This is a genomic window from Kitasatospora sp. NPDC054768 (genome assembly GCF_053612025.1).
Genome location: NZ_JBSHBN010000101.1, coordinates 1 through 20,876, shown reverse-complemented (window position 1 = coordinate 20,876; position 20,876 = coordinate 1). Strand labels below are relative to the sequence as shown.

Here is a 20,876-nt window from a genome sequence, read left to right as displayed (position 1 = left end):
GGGGGAGACGGATGAGTCACCGAGCACCCGGAGCCGACCGGTTCCCCGACCGGGCCGCGCCCGGCGGGGAGCTGGACCGGCTGGTCGGGGACGGCGCGCGCACCGTCGGGGCGGGAGCCGTCTGGGCCGTCGGCGACGCCGGCGGCACACTCGGCGGCGGCAGCCACGGTGTGCTCGGGCAGGGGCCGTACGCGCGGCTGCGGCCCGGGCCCGACACGCTGTACGACCTCGCCAGCCTCACCAAGGTCGTCGCGCTCTGGCCCTGTGCGGGGGTGCTGCGGCAATCCGGGCGGCTCCCGCTGGACGAGCCGCTCGGCCGCTGGTGGCCACCGGCCGCCGGGCACCCCACCGGCGAGGTGACGGTCCGTCAACTCCTCGCCCACACCGCGGGGATGCTCCCGTACACCCGCTTCGAGCAGCTCTACGGACGCGACCCCGCGGCGATCCGGGCCGGGGTGCTCGCCGCCCCGCTGCACCGCCCTCCGGGCACGGCCGTCGAGTACACCGACCGCGCCGCCGTCCTGCTCGCCCACCTGGTCGAGGACCTCGGCGGCGCGCCGCTGGACGAGCTCGCCGCACGCTGGGTCTGGGGGCCGCTCGGCATGACCGACACCCGGTACGGCCCGCTCGACGGCGCGCTCGCCGCCCGCACCGCGCCCACCGAGTACGAGGCGGGCGCCGGCACCCACCTGTGCGGCGTCGTCCACGACCCCTCCGCCCGGCTGCTCGGCGGGGTCTCCGGCAACGCCGGGGCCTTCTCCACCGCCCGCGACCTGGCCCGCTTCCTCACCGCGCTGCTCGCCCCGCCGCCCGGGGCGCCCTGGGGCGAGCCGTGGATCGACGAATCGCTGCGCGAGCACACCGGCGGCCTCGCCCCCGCCCGCGGCCTGTCCTGGCTGCACGCTCCCGGCACCGACCCGGCCGAGGGCACCTTCGTCCACTACGGCTTCACCGGCACCGGCTTCTGGGTCTCCCGCAGGCTCGGCCGCTGGGCCCTGCTGCTCACCAACAAGGTGCACTACGACCGGGGGATCCAGCAGCTCACCGACCTGCGCAACGCCTTCCGGCGGGCCGTGTTCGGGCAGGCGTCCCCACCGGCACTCATTCGGGTGGATTAGGGGCCGACCGGCTTTCTCGGGGCCGCGATCGCGGCAGAGTGGCCGCGAGGACGGAACCCGCCGGAGGAGGCGCGATGACGGACACCTGGGCACTCTCGGAGGAGGAGTGGCTCGCCGGGATGGTGCGCGCCTACGTCGGCTGCAGCGTCCTGCTCACCGACGGAGCGGGCCGGGTCCTGCTGCTGAAGGCCAGCTACCGCGACCAGTGGCAGTTCCCCGGCGGCGGGATGGACCGGGGGGAGGGGCCCGCCGAGTGCGCGGCCCGCGAACTGTACGAGGAGACCGGGCTGTTGGCCGGGCCGCTGCGGCTGCTCGTCGTGGAGTGGCGCGACTCGATCCCCGACCAGGGCGAACACGCCCACCCCGCCGTGCAGTTCATGTTCGACGGCGGGACGGTCGCGGACGGCGCGGTGGTCCGGGCGCAGGCCGAGGAGGTCGCCGACCACGGCTGGTTCACCCCGGCCCGGGCGGCCGTCCTGCTGCAGCCCGGTGCGGCGCGCCGGCTCACCGCGGCCCTGGAGGCCCGGCGGACCGGTGCCGCCGCACTGCTGCACTCGGACGGGTACGTGGGGTGACGGACGGTCAGAGCAGCGTGCTCCAGTAGGACCAGAACCGGTTGAGGACCAGCAGCGCGATCACCGCCGCCCACAGCACCGGCAGCGCCCAGTGGTAGCGCGCCGCCTCCCGGACGACCACCCCCGACCGCGGGCCCGCCGGAATCACGCCCGTGCGCAGGTTGTGCAGCGTCGTGTACCAGAACAGCACCACCACCGTGGCCCACACCACCATGCAGTACGGGCACAGCGCGCCGATGTCGTACAGCGCCTGGTAGATCAGCCAGTGCGCGAACACCACGCCCAGCGCGGTGCCCGCGTTCAGGCCCAGCCAGAACCAGCGCCGGTACCCGGCACCGGCGAGCAGCCCCGCGCCGATCGCCGTCAGCGCGCCGAAGGCGGCCAGCCCGAGCAGCGGGTTCGGGAAGCCGAAGACCTCCGCCTGCTCGGTGCGCATCACCGAACCGCAGCTGATGATCGGGTTGATGTTGCAGCTGGGGACGTAGGAGGGGTTCTCCAGGATGCGGAGCTTGTCGAAGGTCAGGACGGCCGAGGCGGCCAGCCCGACCAGCCCGCCCAGGAACAGCAGGAGGGCGTAGGCCCGGCTCGCGCCGATCGGGGCCCGGGCGGCGTCGGGGGCGGAGCGGGACGGGTGCACGGTGGTAGCGGCGGTCATGACAGCACACTCCGGTGGCTGGCTGGGAGGAGCCGGCCCGGCCGGGAGTTCGGCCGGGCCGGGTGGTGCCGTACGGTGCGGGGAGGGTGCGGCCTACTGGAGGCCGGCGGCCTGCTTCACCTGCGCGGCGAACTGCTCGGCCGGGACCACGGCGTTGCCGGCGAACAGGGTGATCTGCTTGCCGTCCACCTTGACGGTCGGAGTGCCGGTCACCCCGCTGCCGTTGAACGCGTCGGAGACCTTGGCCGCCCACGGGGCGTAGGTCTTGTCGGTCACCGCCTTCACGAAGGCGTCCGTCTTCAGCCCGGGCACCTGGCCGGCCAGGTTCAGGATGTGGTCGACGTCGCCGAAGCCGTCCTCGCGCTCGTCCGGCTGGTTGGCGTACAGCACGTCGTGGAACGCCTTGAACTGGTCCACGCCCTCGTTCAGCGCGGCGCCGGCCGCGGCCAGCGCGGTGCGCGAGCCCTTGCCGCCGAGGTTCTTGTCCAGGAACGCCGCCAGGTGGAACTCCACCTTGATCCGGCCGTCCTCGGTGAGCTTCTTGATGGTCTCGCCGTTGGCCGCCTCGAAGTGCTTGCAGACCGGGCAGCGGAAGTCCTCGTAGATCTCCATGGTGTGCGGGGCGTCGGCCTTGCCGTAGGTGATCACCGTGCCGTCCGGGCCGGAGGCGTTGGCGGGCACGACCAGCGGCGCCGACGCGGCGGCGGAGGACTTGTCGTTCTTGTCCGAGGCCGAGTTGATCGCGACGGCGACACCGCCCGCGAGGGCCAGCACGACGACCGCGGAGACCGTCACGACGATCCGCTGACGGCGCTTGGCGGCCTGCTGCTCGCGGCGCTGCGCCTCCTGGATCCGCTCACGGGCACTGATGCGCTTGGCCTGCTGCTTGCTGGGGGCCTGAGCCATGGGGAAGTCAACTCCTGTACGCGGCGCGCGGGTGCGCGCGGGAAGCCGCAGCTGCTGCGGCGGGGTCGGTGAACGCGGGAGTCGTGCGCACTGCCTGCGGGCGTACCGGGGCCGTCCGGCCGGGTACGGGGGTGATCAGGTCGGGACGGTGATCAGCAGGCAGGCGCGAAGGCGGGCGGGCCGCGCCGGGGCGCCGGGCTCAGCACCACGTCCTCGCGGCGCGGCCGGGCACGGTCCGACACCGGCAGCGGCACCCGCAGCACCGGACGCACCGGCGCGGGGAGCAGCAGGACGACCAGGGCGCGCAGCGGGCCGGCCAGCGACTGGCGCAGCGCGCACAGCGCCCGGGCCAGGCCGGACAGGGCGGCGTCGCCCATCCGCAGCCAGGCCGAGGCGGCGAGGGCGATCACCACGTGCACCAGCAGGAGCAGCAGCTGGGTCGCGGCGGGGGCCAACTGCCCGGCGTGGCCCAGCGGGCCGCTCAGCAGCGAGCCGTCGACCGACCCGCCGCCGCAGACCAGCAGGTTCACCCCGCGGGCGGGCACCTGACCGGCCAGCACCGGCGAACAGCCGGCCTGGCCCAGGTTGAACGTGGTGTTGAGCAGCAGCTCGACCGGCACCATCACGCCGGAGATGTGCAGCATCCGCCGTTCCCCGCCGGCCAGGACGGCCGCGACCAGGAAGACGACGGCACCGGCCGAGGCCACCAGCGACAGCGGCAGCGGGCGGCCCGTGATGACGACCTGGCCCAACGCGGCCATCGGCACGGCGAGCGCGGTGAACACCGCGGCCCGCAGGGCCCTGGTCGCACGGGAGGAGGTCGTCACGCTCCGGAGTATGTCATGGCGCTCGCATCCGGCACGAGGGCCCGTAGGTCCCTGTTCCGGCTGACGCGCGATCAGTAGCCTGCGGGGTTCGACAGCGGGCTCGACAGCGGGCCCGGCCGCCCGCGGGGTCGCCCGCCCGGCTGCCGCGCGGTCGACAGCGGCCCGACGCGGATTAGCCTGGAAGGCGTTCCCGCTGACCCGACGAGGGGGCGAGCGTCCATGGCGAGACCCGACACCACGGTGGGGCAGGTGCTGCTGGCCCGCCTGGAGACGCAGGCGGCAGTGCTGGCCGGCCTGGACGACGCCGTCCGGGCGGACGAGCCGGACGCCGTGCACCGGATGCGGGTCGCCTGCCGGCGGCTGCGCAGCGCCCTGCAGACCTTCCGGCGGCTGGTCGCCCCCGGAGCGGCCGACGAGCTGGTCGCGGAGCTGCGCTGGCTCGGCGGCGTCCTGGGCAGGGCGCGGGACCGCGAGGTGCTGGCCGAACGGCTGGCCGCCGAGGCCCGCGAGCTGCCCGCCGGGTGCGGCCCGCAGCGGGTCGCCGCAGCGCTGGACCGGTGGGGCGAGGCCGAGTACCGCGCCATCTGGCCCGAGGTGGTCGCCGCCCTGGACAGCCCCCGTCGCCGGGCGCTCGGCGAGGCTCTCGCCGGCTTCCTCGCGGACCCGCCGCTGCGCCGGCGTGCCGCCCGCAGCGCCGTCCCGGAGCTCTCCCGCATCGCCGCCCGCGAGCAGCGGCGTACGGCCGGGCGGGTCGGGGCGGCCCTTGCCGCCGCCCCCGACGAGCGGACCCGCGCGCTCCACGAGGCCCGCAAGGCGGCCAAGCGCGCCCGCTACGCCGGTGAGGCCGCCGCCCCGGCGGCCGGCGCCCGGGCCGAGCGCTACGCGAAGCGGATGAAGGCCGTCCAGGAGGTGCTGGGCGAGCACCAGGACGCCGTGGTGGCCGCGACCGCTCTCGCGACCCATGCGGTCACCGGTGGCGAGCCGTTCGGGTACGGCGCCCTGTACGGGCGTCAGCTGGCGTCGGCCGAGGCCGCCCGGCGGCGGCTGCCGGACGTCTGGCGGCGGGCGGGCAAGCGGAAGCTGGCCCGGTTCGGGTAGGGCGTGTCCCGCGGATCTCCGCCGGGTGCGCGAAGACCCGCAGGACGCGCCCCGGGGCCGCCGACCGCGCGCCACCGACCGGGCCGCGGTCGCCTGCGGTGCGCGCGGCGGCTACCCCGGGGCGGTGGCGGTCCGGGGCCGGTCCCCGCCGGCCGCCGCGAAGGCGTGCCGGGTGGGGCTGTCGGGCGGGGCGAGGAAGGCGAAGAGGTGGCGGCCGTCCTCGGGGAGGGGCAGGACGGTGTAGTCGAGGACGGTGGCGGCGAGGGCCGGGTGGCGGACGTGGAGGCGGCCGGGGCGGGGCGGGGCGGCGCGGTGGCGGTCCCAGAGCTCGGCGAAGACGGGGCTGTCGGCCGACAGCCGGTGGACCAGGGCGAGCAGGGCGCGGTCGCGGGGACGGTCGGCGTGCTGGGCGCGCAGTGAGGCGACCAGGTCGGCGCCGATCGAGCCCTCGGCGGCCGTGTTGCCCTGCGAGCGGTCCCGGTACGGGCAGCAGAACACCTGCCAGAGCAGGTTGCGTTCACGGGCCGGTCGTCGTTCCGGCCCGGCCAGCAGCAGGGCGGCGGGCCGGTTCCAGGCCAGCAGGTCGAAGGTGGGGCCGGTGACGAAGGCGGGCGCGGCGTCCAGGGTGTCCAGCAGGGCGAGGGTGGTCGGAGGGAGCGCCGGGGCTTCGGCGGGCGGCGGGGCCGGGCGGTGCGGGCGGGCGGCCAGCCGGTGCAGGTAGCCGCGCTCGGCGGCGGTCAGTTGCAGGGCCTCGGCGAGGCCGTCGAGGACCGGGCCGGTGGGCACCCGTTGGCGGCCCTGTTCCAGGCGGGCGTAGTAGTCGGCCGAGATCCCGGCGCGGGCGGCGACCTCCTCGCGGCGCAGTCCGGGGGTACGGCGGCGTCCGGAGGCGGGCAGGCCGGCGTCGGCGGGCGCGAGTCGGGCGCGGCGGGCGCGGAGGAAGGCGCCCAGCGGGGTCTCGGGCATGCGCGTCAGGCTGCCACAGCTCGCCCGGGACAGCCAGGACCTGGCTGTCCCAGGAAGCCGGTTCCCGGGGAGCGTCCGGCCGCTGGTGGGCCGGCGGGCACGGCGGCAGGCTCGCCGCATGGGACTTCTCGACGACAAGGTCACGATCGTCACCGGCGCCGGGCGGGGCATCGGCGCGGCCGCCGCCCGGCTGTTCGCCCGGGAGGGCGCGCTGCTGGTGCTCGCCGCCCGCTCCGGCACCGAGGTGGAGGAGCTGGCCACCGAGCTGCGCGCCACCGGGGCCGAGGCGGTGGCGGTCGCCGCCGATCTGACCACGGCCGCCGGTGCGCAGCGGACGGTGGACACCGCGCTGGAGGCCTTCGGCCGGCTGGACGCGGCCTTCGACAACGCGGGCAACGGCCTGCCGCCGGCCCCGCTCACCGAGCGTTCGGAGGCGGAGTGGGACGACACCCACGCGCTCAACCTGCGCGGCACCTGGCTCTGTCTGCGGGCCCAGCTGCGGGCGATGACGGAGGCCGGGCGCGGTGGCGCGGTGGTGCTCAACTCCGGTGTGGGGGCGCTGGTCGGGGGCTTCGGCGACGGCGCCCAGCAGGCCGCCAAGCACGGCCTGAGCGGTCTGGTGAAGGCGGCCACCGCCGATCACGCCCGGCACGGCATCAGGGTCAACGCCGTCGCGCCCGGGGTGGTGCGCACGCCGGGCACCGAGCCGTTCTTCGGGTCCGGGCCGGAGTTCGCCGCGCTGGTGGAGCGTTCCACGCCGCTGGGCCGGCCGGGTACGGACGACGAGGTGGCGCAGGCGGCCGCCTGGCTGCTGAGCGACCGGGCCTCGTACGTCGCGGGCGTGACGCTGCCGGTGGACGGCGGGATCACGGCCACCCGGCGGTTCGACTGACCGGCCCGCGCCGGGAGCGGTTGCCCGCGGGCCGTGCCGGCGGGGCCGTGCGAGCGAGGCCGCCGGCGGGCGGGGGTCGAGCTACCGGGGGTCGAGCCCCGCCGAGCGGGCCGCCTCGCGCAGCAGGTCCCGGAGCATCGCGGTGGTCAGCCGGCCGGTGTTCGTGTTGCGCGGGCTCACGTGGTAGCAGCCGTACATCCGCAGGTCCGGGCCGCCGTCGCGGGCCGGGAAGACGGCCAGGGCGGCGTGGCCGAAGGCCGGGCGGGGGCGGGGGACCCGCCAGCCGGCGTCCGCGATCACCGGCAGCATCGCCTGCCAGGCGAAGCCGCCGAGGGCGACGACGGTGCGCACGGTGGGGCGCATCAGCTCCAGCTCCCGGGTGATCCAGGGCCGGCAGGTGTCGCGTTCGGCCGTGCTGGGCTTGTTGTCCGGCGGGGCGCAGCGGACCGGGTCGGTGATCCGGACGCCGGACAGCTCCAGGCCGTCGCCGTGGCGGACGGACTCGGGGCGGTTGGCGAGCCCGAGTTCGTACAGGGTGGCGTAGAGCAGGTCGCCGGAGGGGTCGCCGGTGAAGATCCGGCCGGTGCGGTTGGCGCCGTGGGCGGCGGGGGCGAGGCCGACCAGGACGAGCGGGGCGTCCGGCGGCCCGAAGCCCGGGACGGGGCGGGCCCAGTAGTCCCAGTCCCGGTAGGCGCGGCGCTTGGTCCGGGCGGCCTCCTCGCGCCACCGGACCAGGCGCGGGCAGGCCCGGCAGCCGGTGACGACGCGGTCCAGCGCGGCGAGCCCGCCGGCCCGGCCGGCCGCCTCGGCGGGATGGCGGGGGTCGTCGGGGTCGTCGGCGGGGTCGTCGGCGGGGTCGTCGGCGGGCGAGGAGGACGCGGCCACGGTCGGCATGGCCAGGATCCTAGAGGCTCCGGGACGTTCGCTCCGGCGTGGACCGGGCAGGCGTAGCGTGGAATCAGTTGCTCCCGGCGGTCCCCGGCCGGTCATGGCCGGCGGAGGCCGGACACGCCGGTGCGCGCGCAGGCCGCGAGGAGGCCGCCATGATCGTCGATGCGGTGCTGGGGTCCCTCGGAGCACTGGCCGGGCTGGGGGCGATCTGGGCGAGCCTGAGCATCAGGGTCGTCCAGCAGTTCCAGAAGGGCGTGGTGTTCCGCTTCGGGAAGGTGCGCGACGAGGTGCGCGATCCCGGGCTGGTGGCGCTGATGCCGATCGCGGACCGGCTGCGCAAGGTGAACGTGCAGATCGTGACGATGCCGATCCCGGCGCAGGAGGGCATCACCCGGGACAACGTGACCGTGCGGGTGGACGCGGTGGTCTACTTCCGGGTGGAGGACCCGGTGAAGGCCACCGTCAACGTGCAGGACTACAACTTCGCGATCTCCCAGGTCGCGCAGACCTCGCTGCGCTCGATCATCGGCAAGAGCGAGCTGGACGACCTGCTGGCCAACCGGGAACCGATCAACCAGGGGCTGGAGTTGATGATCGACAGTCCGGCCCTGGGCTGGGGCATCGAGATCGATCGGGTGGAGATCAAGGACGTCGCGCTGCCGGAGTCGATGAAGCGCTCGATCGCCCGGCAGGCGGAGGCCGAGCGGGAGCGGCGGGCCCGGATCATCACGGCGGACGGCGAGTACCAGGCCTCGGAGCGGCTGTCGGACGCCGCGGCGGTGATGAGCAAGACCCCGGCCGCGCTCCAACTGCGGCTGTTGCAGACCGTGGTGGAGGTGGCCGCGGAGAAGAACTCGACGCTGGTGCTGCCCTTCCCGGTGGAGCTGCTGCGCTTCCTGGACAGCGCGACGGAGGTCCAGCAGCGGAACCTGCTGACGGCTGCCGCGGTCGCGGCCGGGGCGAAGGCCGTGGAGGAGGCGGTGGAGAGCGGCGAGGTGTCGGAGGAGGAGCTCGAACCGGAGCAGCCCAGGCACGAACCCCCGCCCCTGGAGGAGGTGCTGGAGAAGTCGCCGCTGGTCGGTCCGGAGTCGCCGGACGGCCGGGCCGGGCAGGGCGACGGGGCCGAGCAGGGCGGCCGTACGGGCCCGGCCGGGGACGGCTGAGCGCGCCGGCCCCGGTGGCGTCGGCCACCGGCCCGGACCACGATGGACGGGGGAAGGGAAGCCAGGCCAGGAGGCGGACCATGACCATAGCCAGCGACATCATGCACCCGGGCGCCGAGTGCATCGGCGAGCACGAGACGCTCGCGGCCGCCGCCCGGATCATGCGGGAACGCCATGTGGGCGCCCTGCCCATCTGCGGGCCGGGCGACAAGCTGCTGGGGATCGTGACCGACCGCGACATCGTGCTGCGCTGCGTCGCCGAGGGCCGTGACCCGGCGTCGGTGACGGCGGGCGAGCTGGCGCAGGGGCGCCCGATGACGGTGGAGGCGGACGAGGACTGCGAACAGGTGCTGCGGGTGATGGAGCAGTACCAGGTGCGTCGGCTGCCGGTGATCAACCACCCCGAGCACAAGCTGGTCGGCATGATCAGCGAGGCGGACATCGCGCGCGGTCTGCCGCGGGCGCGGGTCGCCGAGTTCGTCTCGGCGGTCTGCGCGGAGCAGGAGCCCGTGGGGGCCGCCCAGGGCTGACACCGCCGAGCGCCTGCGGGCGGCGGCCATCAGACCGGGCCGGACAGCGCGCCGCCCTCGCGGGCGAGCCGGTCGGACCAGGGCAGCCGCAGGACGGCGTGCCGCTCGCCGGCCTCGACGGTCGACATTGTGCCGGGGGTGTTGGCGCGGTGTCAGGAGGCCGGAGCGGCCAGGGTGTCGAGGTGGCGGCGCAGCACCGCGCGCAGCTCGTCCGGGCCGACCAGGTCGGGGTGCTGGACGGCCTGGAGGGTGAGGCCGTCCAGCAGGGCGGAGAGCCGGCGGGTCTCGACGCCGAGGTCGAGGCCGGGGGCCAGGCCGCCGGAGCGCTCGGACTCGGTGAGGACGCGGAGGACCAGGTCGTCGAGTCCGGCCTGCATCTCGGCGGCGCGGGGCCGCAGGTCGGGCCGGGTCCGGGCGGCGGTGACGAAGGAGAGCCAGAGCGCGGACTCCTCCCGGCGTCCGGCGTCCAGCGGGAGGGTCTCGGCGAGCAGCCGGACGGTCCGTTCGCGCCGGTCGGTGCCGGCGGTGGCCGGGTCGAGCAGGACGGCGGCGTGGGTCCGGATGCGGGCCTCGATCCGGTGGGCCAGCTCGCCCATCGCGAAGATCATCAGCTCCGAGCCGCCGGCGAAGTAGTGCCGTACCGAGCCGATGGCCAGTCCGGCCTCCTCGGCGACGTTGCGCAGGGAGGCGTGCTCCAGCCCTTCCCGGGCCGCGACGCGCAGGACGGCGTCGGCGACGGCCTGGCGGCGCTCGGCGGGGTCGACGATCTTCGGCATGTTGCCGTTATAGCACGGGCGAGCTAAATTGCTGATTTAGCACGGTCGAGCTACAAAACTTCGGGGGAGTGGAATGGACAACTGGGTGTACGTGGGGCTGGTCGCCGCCGTGGTCGTGGTGGTGGTGATCAGGCGGCTGCGCGGCGAGTCGCTCAACGCCCGGGACCTCTTCGCGGCGCCGGTGATCCTCACCGGCCTCGGCGCTTGGGCGCTCGCCCAGCGGCACGGCCTCGGCGCGGCCGACTACGGCTGGATCGCGGCGGGTGCCGCGCTCGGCCTCGCGCTGGGGGCGGTGCGCGGCGCCACCATCCAGGTCTACGAGCGGGAGGGCGTGCTGTGGCAGCGCTACACCGGGCGGACCTTCCTGGTCGCGGCGCTCTCGCTCGCGGTGATGGCCTGTTTCGCCGCGCTCGCCGGGTACGTCGGCCTGGCCCCGGACGCCAGGCCGGTCCAGCTGTCGATCGGCGTGGGCTTCCTGGGGGAGGCCCTGGTGGTGGGCTGGCGCGGGGTCTCCTCGGGCACTCCGTTCGCGCCCGAGCAGCGGGGTTCGGGTCCCCTCGATCGGCTCCGCCGGTAACTTTGGTTGTCAGGGCGGGATTCGGTAACTAAGGTTGTCGGCATGACGATCGCGGAGATCACCCATGAGGAACAGACCGAGCTGGCCAAGGCCCTTCTCGACGCCCTCGGCCCCCTTGCCGCCGCCGTGCGCGCCCGCGCGACCGGCCTGTCCGCGGAGCGGATGTGGGACGCCGAGCCGGTCGAGGCCGCCCTCTCGGTGCTGTCCGCCTGGAAGCTGGTGGACGCCGAGGTCAAGCGGCTCACCGCGGGCGCGGCCGCCACCGCGGGCTCCTACGGCGCCGGGTACGAACAGCTCGGCGCCGCCTGGGGCATCACCCGGCAGGGTGCCCGGAAGAAGTGGCCGGAGGCCGTCGGTCGTCCGGTGGCGCGCCCGGGATCGCTTCGACTGTTCGGCGGAACAGTCGAGTTGATCGAGGACGCGGCCGCCGGCGGCTGGCGCTGGACGGCCACCGGCGCCGACGGCACGACCGGCGGGGCCGCCGTCGGCCACCGGACCCGGGAGGAGGCCGCGGCGCACGGCGGGGCCTTCCTCGCGGCGCACGCACCCGGCAAGGAGCCGCAGGACGCGCCGGGGCGTGTCTGACGACGCCCTCGTCACCTCGCGGACCGCAGCTCCCGGGCGATCAGCTCCGCCAGGTGCAGGGCCTGCCGCCCGTCGGCGAGTTGGGCGATCTGGGTGCGGCAGCTGAAGCCGTCCGCGAGGACCACCGTCCGGGGCCCGGCGGCCCGCACCTCGGGCAGCAGCACCCGCTCCGCGATGGCCTCGGACACCTCGAAGTGGCCTCGCGTGAAGCCGAAGTCGCCCGCCAGGCCGCAGCAGCCGGAGTCCAGGACCCGGTTGTTCAGGCCGAGCCGGGCCTCCACCCGGCGGTCGGCGGTGCTGCCGAGCACCGCGTGCTGGTGGCAGTGCGTCTGGGTGAGGGCGTCCAGCGGGATCCGGGGGAGCGGGGCGTCCGGGGCGTACTCGTCGAGGAACTCGGCGAAGGTGCGGGTGCGGTCGGCGAGCGGGCGGCCCGGTGCGCCGAGCAGCCGGGGCAGGTCCTCGCGCAGCGTCGCGGTGCAGCTGGGGTCCAGGCCGACCACGGGGGTGTCGGCCTGGATCCCGGCTCCCGTCAGCGCCCGCAGACTGCGCCGCAACACCCGGCGGGCGGTTCCGAGTTGGCCGGTGGAGTACCAGGTGAGGCCGCAGCAGACCGGTCCTGCGGGCAGTCGGACGTCGAAGCCCAGGTGCTCCAGCACCTCGACGGCCGAGCGCGGCACGTTCGGCTGGAGGTGGTCGGAGAAGGTGTCCGGCCACAGCAGCACCGGCCGGGCGCCCGCCGGGGCCGGGTGGGCGGCGCGGTGCCGCCGGTACCAGGCGGTGAAGGTCTCCGGCGGGAGGACGGGCAGCACCCGGCGCGGGTCGATCCCGCCGAGCCGCTTGATCAGCCCGCCGGCCCGGGAGCGGGCGAGCGTGTTGGCGGCCCCGGGCGCGAGCGCGGCGGCCCGCAGCCAGAGCGGCAGCCAGCCCATCGAGTAGTGCGCGAGCGGGCGCGGCCGGTGCCGGTAGTGCTGGTACAGGAACTCGGACTTGTAGGTCGCCATGTCGACGTGGACCGGGCAGTCGCTCGCGCAGCCCTTGCAGCTCAGGCAGAGGTCCAGCGCCTCCCGGACCTCCTCCGAACGCCAGCCGTCCGGGACGGCGTCCCCGCGCAGCATCTCGGCGAGCAGCCGGGCCCGCCCCCGGGTGGAGTGCCGCTCCTCACCGGTGGCCAGGTAGCTCGGGCACATCACCCCGCTGCCCGGGGCCACGCACTTGGCGACGCCCACGCAGCGGTGCACCGCCTTGACCAGGCTGCCGCCGTCCTGTTCGTACGGGAGGGCCAGCGGCAGCGTGCGGCGCGGGGCCGTGACGAAGCGCAGGTCGGCGTCGAGCGGGCGGGGATCGACCAGGGCGCCCGGGTTGAGCAGGTTCTCCGGGTCCCAGATCCGCTTGAACTCGCCGAAGAGGCCGATGATTTCGGGCGGGTACATGCGCGGCAGCAGCTCCGAGCGGGCCTGGCCGTCGCCGTGCTCGCCGGAGAGCGAACCACCGTACGAGACCGCCAGATCGGCCGCCTGCTCCAGGAACTCCCGGAAGACCAGCACCCCTTGGGGTTCGTCCAGCGGGAAGTCGATCCGCAGGTGCACGCAGCCGTCGCCGAAGTGCCCGTACGGGACGCCGCGCAGGCTGTGCCGGCGCAGCAGGGCGCGCAGGTCCCGCAGGTAGTCGCCGAGCCGCTCGGGCGGGACGGCGGAGTCCTCCCAGCCGGGCCAGGCCTCGCCGCCCCCGGGCAGCCGGGTGACGATTCCCGCACCGGCCTCCCGGACGGCCCACAGCTGGCGCTGCTCGACCGGGTCGGTGACCAGGGCGACGGAGGCCGAGCGCTCGCGGCGCACCGCGTCGCCCAGCCGGCGGGCGGCCTGGTAGGCGGCCAACGGGGTGTCGCCGCCGGTCTCCAGGAACAGCCAGCACTCGCCGGCGGGCAGCCGGTCCAGTGCGGGCGGGCGCGGGCCGGCGGCGAGCAGCGCGGCGATCAGGTCGGCCGCCATGCCCTCGGCGGTCAGCGGACCGTACGGGAGCAGTGCCGGGACGGCGTCGGCGGCGGCGCCCTCGTCGGGGTAGCCGGCCACCACCAGGGCCCGCGCGGGCGGGTTCTCGACCAGGCGGACGGTGGCGCCGAGCAGCAGTGCGCAGGTGCCCTCGGTGCCGGTGAGCGCCCGGGCCAGGTCGTGGCCGTGCTCGGGCAGCAGCGCGTCCAGCGGGTAGCCGGAGGTGCGGCGGGGCAGTTGCGGCATGCCCTGCCGGATGACGGCGAGGTTGCGGTCGGTGAACTCCTGCAGCTCGGTGTGGAGTTCGCCGACCCGCCCGGGCCGTGCGGCGAGCGCGGCGCGCTCCGCGGCGGTGAGCCGCCCGCCGACGGTCAGCTCGGTGCCGTCCGCGAGCAGCAGCTCCAGCCGTTCGACGTTGTCGGCGGTGCGCCCCCAGGCCAGCGAGTGCGAGCCGCAGGAGTCGTTGCCGATCATGCCGCCGAGGGTGCAGCGGCTGTGCGTGGACGGGTCGGGGCCGAAGCGCAGCCCGTGGGGCCGGGCGGCGCGCTGGAGGTCGTCCAGCACGGTGCCGGGCTGGACGCGCGCGGTGCGGGCCCGCGGGTCGAGCTCCAGCACCGCGCCGAGGTGGCGGCGGAAGTCCAGCACCACCGCCCCCGGGCCGATCGCCTGCCCGCCGATGCTGGTCCCGGCCCCGCGCGCCACCACCGGCACCCGGTGCTCGCGGCAGAGCGCCAGCGCGGTGCGCACGTCGTCGAGGTCGGCGGGCTTGACCACGCCGAGCGGCAACTGCCGGTAGTTGGAGGCATCCTGACTGTAGACGGTGCGTTCGGCGGCGCCGAAGCGGACCTCGCCGCGCAGCACGGCGGACAGCGCGCGGGCCAGCTCGGCCCCGGGGGCGGCGGACGGACGGCTCACCAGGGACCTCCCAGGAGTACGGCTCCGCCGATGATCGCAGCCGTACCGCCGCACCGGTACCGGGCACGACGGGGGTACCGCCGACAGGGTGTCCTGTGGCACGCTCGGCGGTCATGATCGAAGAATCCGCGGCCGCGGACCCGGCCGGCCCCGACGCCTACCTCGCCCGCCTCCCGATCGGCGAGCCGCTGCCCTTCCCGGCGGACGGCGCGCCCTCCTGGGAGATCTTCCCGTACGAGGGCGAGCTGACCGTCCGGGAACTCCGGGCGCCGGAGCTGCCCGAACCGCCCCGGAACGGCGAGGACGGCCCGGAGAGCTGCCCGGACTGCGCCCGGCCGGACACCGACTTCCTGTGGACGGACGAGCACTGGCGGCTCGGCACCACCGAGGAGCCGGACGGACTGCCCGCCACGCTGCTCCTGTGGCCGCGCGCCCACCACGACCTGCTGGACCTGCCGGCCGAACTCTCCGCGGGGCTGGGCCCGATGCTCCAGCGGGTGGAGCGGGCCGTACGGTCGCTCGGCGGCATCGGCCGGGTCCATGTGAACCGCTGGGGCGACGGTTCCGCGCACCTGCACCTGTGGCTGCTCGCCCGGCCCGAGGGAATGGCGCAGCTGCGCGGCTCGACCCTGCCGCTGTGGATGGACGTGCTGCCGCCGATGCCCGCCGGGGTCCGGGCCGAGCGGGCCCGCCGGATCGCCGCCGCGATGGCCGCCGAGGGCGGCGTGGCCCAGGTCTGAGCGGGGTCACTTCCGCCCGGTGAGCGTGCCCCGCGCGATGTGGGAGAGCTTGGCCACCTCGAAGGCCGGGTAGGCGCCGCCCGCCAGCAGCGAGAACTTGATCCCCTCGCGGCCGCCCGGCCGGCGGTGGCCGGGCGGCTGGAAGCGGCGGTGGTGCTCGGCGGCGCGGTGGAAGAACTGGGGCCGCTCGGCACGGGTGACGCAGCCGGCCAGGTCGAAGACGAACAGGTAGTGCCGGATCATCCGGACGAACAGCGCGTCGCGCACCGCGTACAGGTGCGGCTGCTCCTCCAGCAGGGCGAAGCTGCGCTCGTACTGCTCGAACAGGTCGAAGACGCTGCTGCCCGGGCCGCCCGCCGGGTGGACGGTCTCCCGGCGGCGCAGCTGCACGCACTCGCGTGCCAGCACGGCGGCCTTCCGGGCGCCGAGCAGCGCGGCGTGCGCGACCGGGACCTCCTCGTAGCGGCCGGGCGGGAAGGCCAGGCCCAGTTCGGCCCAGTGGCCGCGGCGGATCAGCCGGTCCCAGATCAGCGGTGGCGCGCCGAACAGGGCGGGCCGGTCGAAGGGGGCGAACGGTTCGGGGCCGGCCTCGGCGAGCAGGGCCTCGGCCCCGCCCGGCCAGTCCCGGTCCTGGTGCCGGCGGGAGTGGCCGAACAGCAGCACGTCCACCGGGCCGGTCTGCCGGAGCCGGTCGGCGAGCGTCCGGAGCGCGTCCCGGGGCAGCAGGTGGTCGGCGTCCAGGAACAGCAGGTACTCGCCGCTCGCCCGTGCCGCGCCCGCGTTCCGGGCGGCCCCGACCCCGACCGCCGCGGTCAGGTGCAGCACCGACACCCGCGGGTGCCGGGCCGCGTACGCGTCGGCGAGCGCGCCGGCCGTCCCGGGGGACCGGTCGGCGACGACGATCACCTCGACGTCGGCCAGGGACTGTGCGAGCAGCGAGTCCAGGCAGTCGGCGAGCTGTTCGTGCTGGTCGTAGGCGGGGAGCACGACGCTGATCAGGGGTGAGGGCATGACGCCGGAGCGTAAGAGGGCCTGCGGACCGTGGCAAAGGTCTGACGGTCCGTAATTCCGATCAATCAGTGGCAAATCGTACGAGTGCGCGCCATATCTTCACGCCGCCTTCCGGACGCGTCCACGCCCGTACCGGCTCCCGGCCTGCGGGAACGTGCGCCGGGGGCCTGCGGCGCGGGGTGCGTCACGGGCCCGGGGGAGCCGAACCGGTGGTCCGGCCTAGTACCAGTGGTGGGCCTGCCAGAACGACCAGGCGGCGCAGGGGCTGCCGTAGCGGGTGTTCATGTAGTTCAGGCCCCACTTGATCTGGGTGGCCGGGTTGGTGCGCCAGTCGGCGCCCGCGGAGGCCATCTTGGAGCCGGGCAGGGCCTGGACCAGGCCGTAGGCGCCGGAGGAGGCGTTGACCGCGAGCGGGTTCCAGCTGCTCTCGCGGAACACGATGTTGCTGAAGCACTGGAGCTGGCCGGCGGGGACGATCTGCGCGGCGATCTGCTGCGGGGTGCCGGAGTAGGCGGCCGGGGCGCTGGTGAGGTTCTGTCGCTCCTGGGAGCGGGAGGCGGCGGCCTCGGCGTCGGCCTTGGCCTTGGCGTCCGCCTGGGCCTGCGCCTCGGCCTGGGTCTGGGCCTGGGCGGCGGCGTCCGCCGCGGCCTTGGCCTGGGCCTCCTGGGCGGCCTGTTCGGCGGCAGCGGCAGTGGTGGCGGCGTCGGCCCGGCCCTGGTCGGCGACCGGCTCGCTGTCCACCGAGACGGCGGCCACGGGGGCGGCCTCGGTCGCGTTCCCGGCCTGCGGGATGGCGAGGGCGGCGGTGGCGGCGCTCGCGACCACGAGGGTGGCGACACCGGTGATCAGGGAGTTGCGGCGGGCATGGCTGAGCTGCATGGGGCGGGCGATCCTTCTCCGTCGGGGGCCGTGCCGGTGGCACCGGGGGCGGGGCGTCGCACGGGCTCCGGGCAGGCGGGGCTCGTGCGGCCGCCCTGGGCGGCCGTGGCGCCCCGGCGGGGGCGGGCGGGCCGTGCGGCGGCGGCGGTGGTCGGCTGCGCTGCCTGGCGACGGGCCATTCTTGGCAGGGTCGAGGACGGGTGGCAAAGGCGTTCGCTACTACGCGGCATCGTGGTTGCGGGGCGGCCGCGACAGGCTTCAATGATGGCTTTGGTGGTATTTGTCCGAATTGCACACCTGAGGTGGAGGCCGGGTCGGCGGCGACGGATCGCAGGGGCGGCAGCCGTGGTGGCCTGTGTTCTTCAGGCGGGGCGGGGTCGTGGGCGGCCCGGTCCGGGTGCCTCGGCGGCGCCGGGCGGGGCGTTCGAGGGGGCCCGTCCACTATCGGGGATCGTGGATGGCGATCCCCCTGTGGGCGGGCTCACACGCGGGCGGGGACGAGGTCGGCGCAGCGTGACCGGCCGGTGACGGCCTCAGGGGGTCGCGTACGGGTTGCCCGGAACGGGCCGCGCGGTGGTGGTGGGGAAGTCGGGGGCCGGGTCCGGCCGCTCCTCCTCCTTCTCCCCCTCCGGTGCGGTCGGGACGAGGTCGCGGGCCAGCAGGGTGGCCCCGGCGACGGCCCCCGGCATGGCGAACACCGTGACCAGCGGCACCAGGAAGGCCAGCACCAGCGGCGTGCCGAAGCCCAGTGCCAGCCCGAGCCGGGCGCGCAGCAGTCGGATCCGCTCCGGCTGCGGCACCCGGCGCCGCTGCAGGGCGACGGCCGTCAGCTCGACGGTCAGGAAGAAGCCGGACACCAGGAAGCCGAGCGCCGGGACCACCGTCTGCCCGACCAGCGGGATGAATCCGCAGGCGAACAGCGCCACGCCGAACGCGGCCACCCGCACCAGCACGTACACGCTGTCGCGCACCGCGATCAGCAGCTCCCGCCAGAGCGCGGTGTCCGGCGGGGTGGGCGCGCCGCCCTCGGTCTCGTCGACCGCGGCGCAGAGCGCCTCGTAGAAGGGCTGTCCGACCAGCAGGGTGACGGCGGTGAAGGTGAGCAGGGAGAACAGCAGGCCGCCGCCGAAGACGACCGCCGCGAGCGCGTCGCGCAGCAGGCCCCGCCAGGGAGTGCCCCAGTGGTCGGCGAACGGGGTGGCCCAGTCCGCGAGGTCCCGGGACCAGGCGCCGAGGAAGGCGAGCGCGACGACGTAGCCGACCAGCGCGAGCAGGGCCGGCAGCATGCCGAAGCCCCACCAGCGGCCGTGCCGGCCCACCCACTTCTGGCCCTCGACCAGGTACTTCATCCCCGCCGCAAGATCTCGCATGGGCGATCACCTTAGGGCTTCCGCACCCGGAACCGCGCATTGCCGTGTTCCTGCCAGTTCTGACCGGCAAGGGTCGCCCCCTCCTGCCGCGCCGCCCGCCGGGCCACTCTCGGTCTTCCCCCACCTGCAAGGAGGATCTGATGAAGCGTCAATTCGGCAGAGTCGTCGGCCTGCTGGCCGGCCTGGTGCTCGGCGCCGGCATGCTCGTGCTGCCCGCCGCCGCCTCGCCCGCGCCGTCGCCGAGCGTGGTCGGCGGCACGCGGGCGACGCAGGGCGAGTTCCCGTTCATGGTGCGGCTCTCGATGGGCTGCGGCGGCGCGCTGTACACCTCGCAGATCGTGCTCACCGCCGCCCACTGCGTCGACGGCACCGGTGCCGACAGCAGCATCACCGTCACCGCGGGAGCGGTCGACCTGAACAGCGGCAGCGCGATCAAGGTCCGCTCCTCGTACGTGTACCAGTCGCCCTCCTTCACCGGCGCCGAGAACGGCGACGACTGGGCGCTGATCAAGCTGGCCTCGCCGATGAACAGCAGCCTGGTCAGCACCCTGCCGATCGCCACCTCCACCGCCTACGACACGGGCACCTTCACCATCATGGGGTGGGGTGCCGCGCGCGAGGGCGGCGGCCAGCAGCGGTACCTGCTCAAGGCCACCGTGCCGTTCGTCGACGACGCCACCTGCGCCCGCGCCTATCCGGGGCTGAACGCCGCCGGCTCGCTCTGCGCGGGCTACGTCGCCCAGGGCGGCGTCGACACCTGCCAGGGTGACTCCGGCGGCCCGATGGTCCGCAAGGACGCGGCGGGCCGCTGGGTCCAGGTCGGCATCGTCAGCTGGGGCAACGGCTGCGCCCGCGCGGGCTACCCGGGCGTCTACAGCCAGGTGAGCACGTACGCGGCCGACATCGCCGCGGCGGCGGCCGGCCTCTGAGCCCACCCGCCGGGCCCGGTCCGACCGGTGCGGCAGGGCCGGCCACCACTCCCGCAGGTGGTGGCCGGTCCTGCTGTTCCATGGCGGACCGGGCGCCGCCGCGCTCGGGCAGGCGCCGCCGTGTCCCGGCAGGGGCCGCCGCGTCCGGGCCGGGGGGCTCGGCCCGGGCGTTCACCGGCGCAGCCATTCCCCGGCCCGCCGCTGCTCGCGGGCGATGCGGCCGGTGGTGGCCGGAGGCAGCCGGGCGAGCAGGGTGACGGCGGCATCGGCGTGACCGGCGAGGGCGTGGGCGCCGGCGAGGCGGGCGGTGACCAGGGCGTGGTCGCGCGGGTGGGCGGCCCGGTCGAGGAGCCGCAGGGCCCCCTCCAGCCGGGCCGCCGCGGTGCGGGCGTGGGCGGTGCGGCCGGTGCGGAGCGCGAGGTCCCGGTGGCAGGTGCCGTGGGCGACGGCCAGGACCAGCTCGGCGCGCACCGTCCAGGGCGTCGGCACGCCGGTGAGCAGTGCGGCGTCGGTCAGCCGCCGGGCGTCGGCCAGCGTCCGGTCGGCCTGCGCCGCCCGGCCGGCCAGTGCGTGGGCGTGGGCCTGGACGAGGGCGGCCCAGGCCCACAGCCCCGGCAGGGGAGGGGCGGTGGTCCGGGCGGCCTCGGCCAGGGCGAGTGCGGTGGCCGGGTCGCCGAGCCACCAGTACAGGGCGCTCTGGCGGACGAGCAGGGAGGCCGCGGTGGCCCGGTCGCCGGTCGCGCGGGCCCACTCCAGCCCGGTGGCGTACCAGCCGAGCGCGCGGGCGGGGCGGTCGCCCTCGAAGTGGGCCCAGCCGGCGAGCTCGGCGTACTGGGCGGCGAGCGAACGGTCGGCGCCGGGGGCCTCGCGGGGGCCGGGGTGCCGCCCGCCGAGCAGGGTGTGGGCGTGGTGCTCCAGGGCGGCGGCCAGCTCCTCGCCGCCGATCCGGCCCGCGGCGGCGCGATAGGCGGCGAGCAGGTGGGCGAGCACCTCGACGGTGGCGGCGTCCGGTGGTGCGGCGCGGGCGGCGGGCGGTGTCCGGGCGGCGGCGCGTTCGCCGAGGCGTTCGCGCTCCTGCCGGACGGTCTGCCAGAGTTCGGCCAGCTCGCCGTCGGCGAGCAGGAGTTCGTCGGCCCGGGCGGGCATCCCCGGCGGCGGCCAGCGGCGGGCGTTCTCCACCCGGCTGATCAGCGAGTCGTGGTAGCCGAGCAGCCGGCCGAACTCGGCCTGGCTGAGGCCGCGGGCCTCGCGCCAGTGCCGCAGCCGGCGGCCGAAGCGCAGGCGGGCGGACTCGGGTTCCGTACGCGGCGGCGGCGGCGGCGGGGGTGGCGGGGCCGGGGGCGGTGGGGGCGGCGTGGGAGTGGGCGAGGGCGGCACGGGGTCTCCCGGAGGGGGCGGGGGAGCGCTCGTGGGGGAGCGTCATGCCCTGGTATCCCCGTTGACGTGCCTTGGTCAAACGAGAGGGATGGGTGGCGGGCCGGGAAC

Annotated in this window: 21 protein-coding genes and 1 pseudogene; 10 read left to right on the top strand and 12 right to left on the bottom strand. The window is 75.9% G+C overall.

The annotated features are described in order from the left end of the window. The first annotated feature begins 11 nt into the window (after positions 1-11). Both ACWGKU_RS26425 and ACWGKU_RS26420 read left to right on the top strand, forming a co-directional pair. Complete coding sequence (locus ACWGKU_RS26425; protein ID WP_452179711.1) at positions 12-1,118, top strand: serine hydrolase domain-containing protein; 1,107 nt, start codon at positions 12-14, stop codon at positions 1,116-1,118. 74 nt (positions 1,119-1,192) lie between these two features. Then, positions 1,193-1,693, top strand: coding sequence for an NUDIX domain-containing protein (locus tag ACWGKU_RS26420; protein ID WP_401043316.1), 501 nt, complete (start codon positions 1,193-1,195; stop codon positions 1,691-1,693). A gap of 7 nt (positions 1,694-1,700) precedes the next feature. Here ACWGKU_RS26420 and ACWGKU_RS26415 read toward each other — a convergent pair whose 3' ends face one another. The 3 genes from ACWGKU_RS26415 to ACWGKU_RS26405 form a co-directional block, all read right to left on the bottom strand. Next, positions 1,701-2,348 (bottom strand): vitamin K epoxide reductase family protein, encoded by a 648-nt coding sequence (locus tag ACWGKU_RS26415; protein ID WP_452179710.1) that lies wholly within the window; start codon positions 2,346-2,348, stop codon positions 1,701-1,703. Between the two features lie 93 nt (positions 2,349-2,441). Then, on the bottom strand, positions 2,442-3,254 hold the full coding sequence (locus ACWGKU_RS26410; protein ID WP_401043321.1) for a DsbA family protein: 813 nt from the start codon (positions 3,252-3,254) through the stop codon (positions 2,442-2,444). Between the two features lie 152 nt (positions 3,255-3,406). After that, positions 3,407-4,081, bottom strand: coding sequence for a hypothetical protein (locus tag ACWGKU_RS26405; protein WP_359909048.1), 675 nt, complete (start codon positions 4,079-4,081; stop codon positions 3,407-3,409). Positions 4,082-4,300: 219 nt separating this feature from the next. On the opposite strand from ACWGKU_RS26405, the gene ACWGKU_RS26400 reads away from it, so the two are divergent. Then, positions 4,301-5,179 (top strand): CHAD domain-containing protein, encoded by an 879-nt coding sequence (locus ACWGKU_RS26400; RefSeq protein WP_401043324.1) that lies wholly within the window; start codon positions 4,301-4,303, stop codon positions 5,177-5,179. A 111-nt stretch (positions 5,180-5,290) separates the two neighbouring features. Here the strand turns inward: ACWGKU_RS26400 and ACWGKU_RS26395 are convergent, their stop codons facing one another. Beyond that, positions 5,291-6,145, bottom strand: a complete 855-nt coding sequence (locus ACWGKU_RS26395) for a helix-turn-helix domain-containing protein (protein ID WP_452179709.1) — start codon at positions 6,143-6,145, stop codon at positions 5,291-5,293. A gap of 118 nt (positions 6,146-6,263) precedes the next feature. Between ACWGKU_RS26395 and ACWGKU_RS26390 the strand changes: the two genes are divergently transcribed. Then, positions 6,264-7,037: an SDR family NAD(P)-dependent oxidoreductase gene (locus ACWGKU_RS26390; protein WP_452179708.1), complete on the top strand. Its 774-nt coding sequence runs from the start codon at positions 6,264-6,266 to the stop codon at positions 7,035-7,037. A gap of 81 nt (positions 7,038-7,118) precedes the next feature. Here ACWGKU_RS26390 and ACWGKU_RS26385 read toward each other — a convergent pair whose 3' ends face one another. Then, positions 7,119-7,931: a uracil-DNA glycosylase gene (locus tag ACWGKU_RS26385; RefSeq protein ID WP_452179707.1), complete on the bottom strand. Its 813-nt coding sequence runs from the start codon at positions 7,929-7,931 to the stop codon at positions 7,119-7,121. Positions 7,932-8,080: 149 nt separating this feature from the next. Here ACWGKU_RS26385 and ACWGKU_RS26380 point away from each other — a divergent pair, with 149 nt between their 5' ends. Both ACWGKU_RS26380 and ACWGKU_RS26375 read left to right on the top strand, forming a co-directional pair. Next, positions 8,081-9,091 (top strand): slipin family protein, encoded by a 1,011-nt coding sequence (locus ACWGKU_RS26380; RefSeq protein WP_452179706.1) that lies wholly within the window; start codon positions 8,081-8,083, stop codon positions 9,089-9,091. 80 nt (positions 9,092-9,171) lie between these two features. Further along, positions 9,172-9,621 (top strand): CBS domain-containing protein, encoded by a 450-nt coding sequence (locus ACWGKU_RS26375; protein ID WP_380544022.1) that lies wholly within the window; start codon positions 9,172-9,174, stop codon positions 9,619-9,621. Here ACWGKU_RS26375 and ACWGKU_RS26370 read toward each other — a convergent pair. Continuing rightward, positions 9,607-9,743 (bottom strand): annotated as a pseudogene (locus tag ACWGKU_RS26370) (thioesterase); the annotation flags it as partial. The gene ACWGKU_RS26375 and the pseudogene ACWGKU_RS26370 sit on opposite strands and share 15 nt — an antisense overlap. 30 nt (positions 9,744-9,773) lie before the next feature. Beyond that, a complete protein-coding gene (locus ACWGKU_RS26365; protein ID WP_401044242.1) occupies positions 9,774-10,397 on the bottom strand; it encodes a TetR/AcrR family transcriptional regulator in 624 nt (207 codons plus the stop codon). 73 nt (positions 10,398-10,470) lie between these two features. On the opposite strand from ACWGKU_RS26365, the gene ACWGKU_RS26360 reads away from it, so the two are divergent. Both ACWGKU_RS26360 and ACWGKU_RS26355 read left to right on the top strand, forming a co-directional pair. Beyond that, positions 10,471-10,974: a DUF1453 domain-containing protein gene (locus ACWGKU_RS26360; protein ID WP_401044245.1), complete on the top strand. Its 504-nt coding sequence runs from the start codon at positions 10,471-10,473 to the stop codon at positions 10,972-10,974. A gap of 42 nt (positions 10,975-11,016) precedes the next feature. Then, entirely contained in the window at positions 11,017-11,559 is a 543-nt protein-coding gene (locus ACWGKU_RS26355; RefSeq protein ID WP_452179705.1) for a hypothetical protein, read from the top strand. Positions 11,560-11,570: 11 nt separating this feature from the next. On the opposite strand, the gene ACWGKU_RS26350 is transcribed toward ACWGKU_RS26355, so the two are convergent. Beyond that, entirely contained in the window at positions 11,571-14,462 is a 2,892-nt protein-coding gene (locus ACWGKU_RS26350; protein ID WP_452179704.1) for an FAD-binding and (Fe-S)-binding domain-containing protein, read from the bottom strand. A gap of 113 nt (positions 14,463-14,575) precedes the next feature. Here ACWGKU_RS26350 and ACWGKU_RS26345 point away from each other — a divergent pair, with 113 nt between their 5' ends. Further along, the gene (locus ACWGKU_RS26345) at positions 14,576-15,202 is read left to right on the top strand and encodes a hypothetical protein (RefSeq protein ID WP_401044252.1); all 627 of its coding nucleotides are present in this window, start codon (positions 14,576-14,578) and stop codon (positions 15,200-15,202) included. A 6-nt stretch (positions 15,203-15,208) separates the two neighbouring features. Here the strand turns inward: ACWGKU_RS26345 and ACWGKU_RS26340 are convergent, their stop codons facing one another. The 3 genes from ACWGKU_RS26340 to ACWGKU_RS26330 form a co-directional block, all read right to left on the bottom strand. Then, positions 15,209-16,213, bottom strand: coding sequence for a glycosyltransferase family 2 protein (locus ACWGKU_RS26340; protein WP_452179703.1), 1,005 nt, complete (start codon positions 16,211-16,213; stop codon positions 15,209-15,211). 219 nt (positions 16,214-16,432) lie between these two features. After that, positions 16,433-17,092: an aggregation-promoting factor C-terminal-like domain-containing protein gene (locus tag ACWGKU_RS26335; protein ID WP_452179702.1), complete on the bottom strand. Its 660-nt coding sequence runs from the start codon at positions 17,090-17,092 to the stop codon at positions 16,433-16,435. A 533-nt stretch (positions 17,093-17,625) separates the two neighbouring features. Further along, on the bottom strand, positions 17,626-18,462 hold the full coding sequence (locus ACWGKU_RS26330) for an EI24 domain-containing protein (RefSeq protein WP_452179701.1): 837 nt from the start codon (positions 18,460-18,462) through the stop codon (positions 17,626-17,628). 140 nt (positions 18,463-18,602) lie between these two features. On the opposite strand from ACWGKU_RS26330, the gene ACWGKU_RS26325 reads away from it, so the two are divergent. Then, a complete protein-coding gene (locus tag ACWGKU_RS26325; protein WP_401055338.1) occupies positions 18,603-19,391 on the top strand; it encodes a S1 family peptidase in 789 nt (262 codons plus the stop codon). A gap of 171 nt (positions 19,392-19,562) precedes the next feature. Here ACWGKU_RS26325 and ACWGKU_RS26320 read toward each other — a convergent pair whose 3' ends face one another. Continuing rightward, positions 19,563-20,768 (bottom strand): helix-turn-helix domain-containing protein, encoded by a 1,206-nt coding sequence (locus tag ACWGKU_RS26320; RefSeq protein ID WP_452179700.1) that lies wholly within the window; start codon positions 20,766-20,768, stop codon positions 19,563-19,565. Positions 20,769-20,876 lie beyond the last annotated feature (108 nt).

What these genes read in the sequence shown, in the direction of transcription:
- ACWGKU_RS26345 (WP_401044252.1), top strand. Translation starts at nt 14,576, where the DNA reads ATGATCGAAGAATCCGCGGCCGCGGACCCGGCCGGCCCCGACGCCTAC.
- ACWGKU_RS26385 (WP_452179707.1), bottom strand. Translation starts at nt 7,931, where the DNA reads ATGCCGACCGTGGCCGCGTCCTCCTCGCCCGCCGACGACCCCGCCGAC.
- ACWGKU_RS26325 (WP_401055338.1), top strand. Translation starts at nt 18,603, where the DNA reads ATGAAGCGTCAATTCGGCAGAGTCGTCGGCCTGCTGGCCGGCCTGGTG.
- ACWGKU_RS26365 (WP_401044242.1), bottom strand. Translation starts at nt 10,397, where the DNA reads ATGCCGAAGATCGTCGACCCCGCCGAGCGCCGCCAGGCCGTCGCCGAC.
- ACWGKU_RS26355 (WP_452179705.1), top strand. Translation starts at nt 11,017, where the DNA reads ATGACGATCGCGGAGATCACCCATGAGGAACAGACCGAGCTGGCCAAG.
- ACWGKU_RS26410 (WP_401043321.1), bottom strand. Translation starts at nt 3,254, where the DNA reads ATGGCTCAGGCCCCCAGCAAGCAGCAGGCCAAGCGCATCAGTGCCCGT.
- ACWGKU_RS26375 (WP_380544022.1), top strand. Translation starts at nt 9,172, where the DNA reads ATGACCATAGCCAGCGACATCATGCACCCGGGCGCCGAGTGCATCGGC.
- ACWGKU_RS26425 (WP_452179711.1), top strand. Translation starts at nt 12, where the DNA reads ATGAGTCACCGAGCACCCGGAGCCGACCGGTTCCCCGACCGGGCCGCG.
- ACWGKU_RS26380 (WP_452179706.1), top strand. Translation starts at nt 8,081, where the DNA reads ATGATCGTCGATGCGGTGCTGGGGTCCCTCGGAGCACTGGCCGGGCTG.
- ACWGKU_RS26415 (WP_452179710.1), bottom strand. Translation starts at nt 2,348, where the DNA reads ATGACCGCCGCTACCACCGTGCACCCGTCCCGCTCCGCCCCCGACGCC.
- ACWGKU_RS26400 (WP_401043324.1), top strand. Translation starts at nt 4,301, where the DNA reads ATGGCGAGACCCGACACCACGGTGGGGCAGGTGCTGCTGGCCCGCCTG.
- ACWGKU_RS26340 (WP_452179703.1), bottom strand. Translation starts at nt 16,213, where the DNA reads ATGCCCTCACCCCTGATCAGCGTCGTGCTCCCCGCCTACGACCAGCAC.
- ACWGKU_RS26330 (WP_452179701.1), bottom strand. Translation starts at nt 18,462, where the DNA reads ATGCGAGATCTTGCGGCGGGGATGAAGTACCTGGTCGAGGGCCAGAAG.
- ACWGKU_RS26335 (WP_452179702.1), bottom strand. Translation starts at nt 17,092, where the DNA reads ATGCAGCTCAGCCATGCCCGCCGCAACTCCCTGATCACCGGTGTCGCC.
- ACWGKU_RS26420 (WP_401043316.1), top strand. Translation starts at nt 1,193, where the DNA reads ATGACGGACACCTGGGCACTCTCGGAGGAGGAGTGGCTCGCCGGGATG.
- ACWGKU_RS26390 (WP_452179708.1), top strand. Translation starts at nt 6,264, where the DNA reads ATGGGACTTCTCGACGACAAGGTCACGATCGTCACCGGCGCCGGGCGG.
- ACWGKU_RS26360 (WP_401044245.1), top strand. Translation starts at nt 10,471, where the DNA reads ATGGACAACTGGGTGTACGTGGGGCTGGTCGCCGCCGTGGTCGTGGTG.
- ACWGKU_RS26395 (WP_452179709.1), bottom strand. Translation starts at nt 6,145, where the DNA reads ATGCCCGAGACCCCGCTGGGCGCCTTCCTCCGCGCCCGCCGCGCCCGA.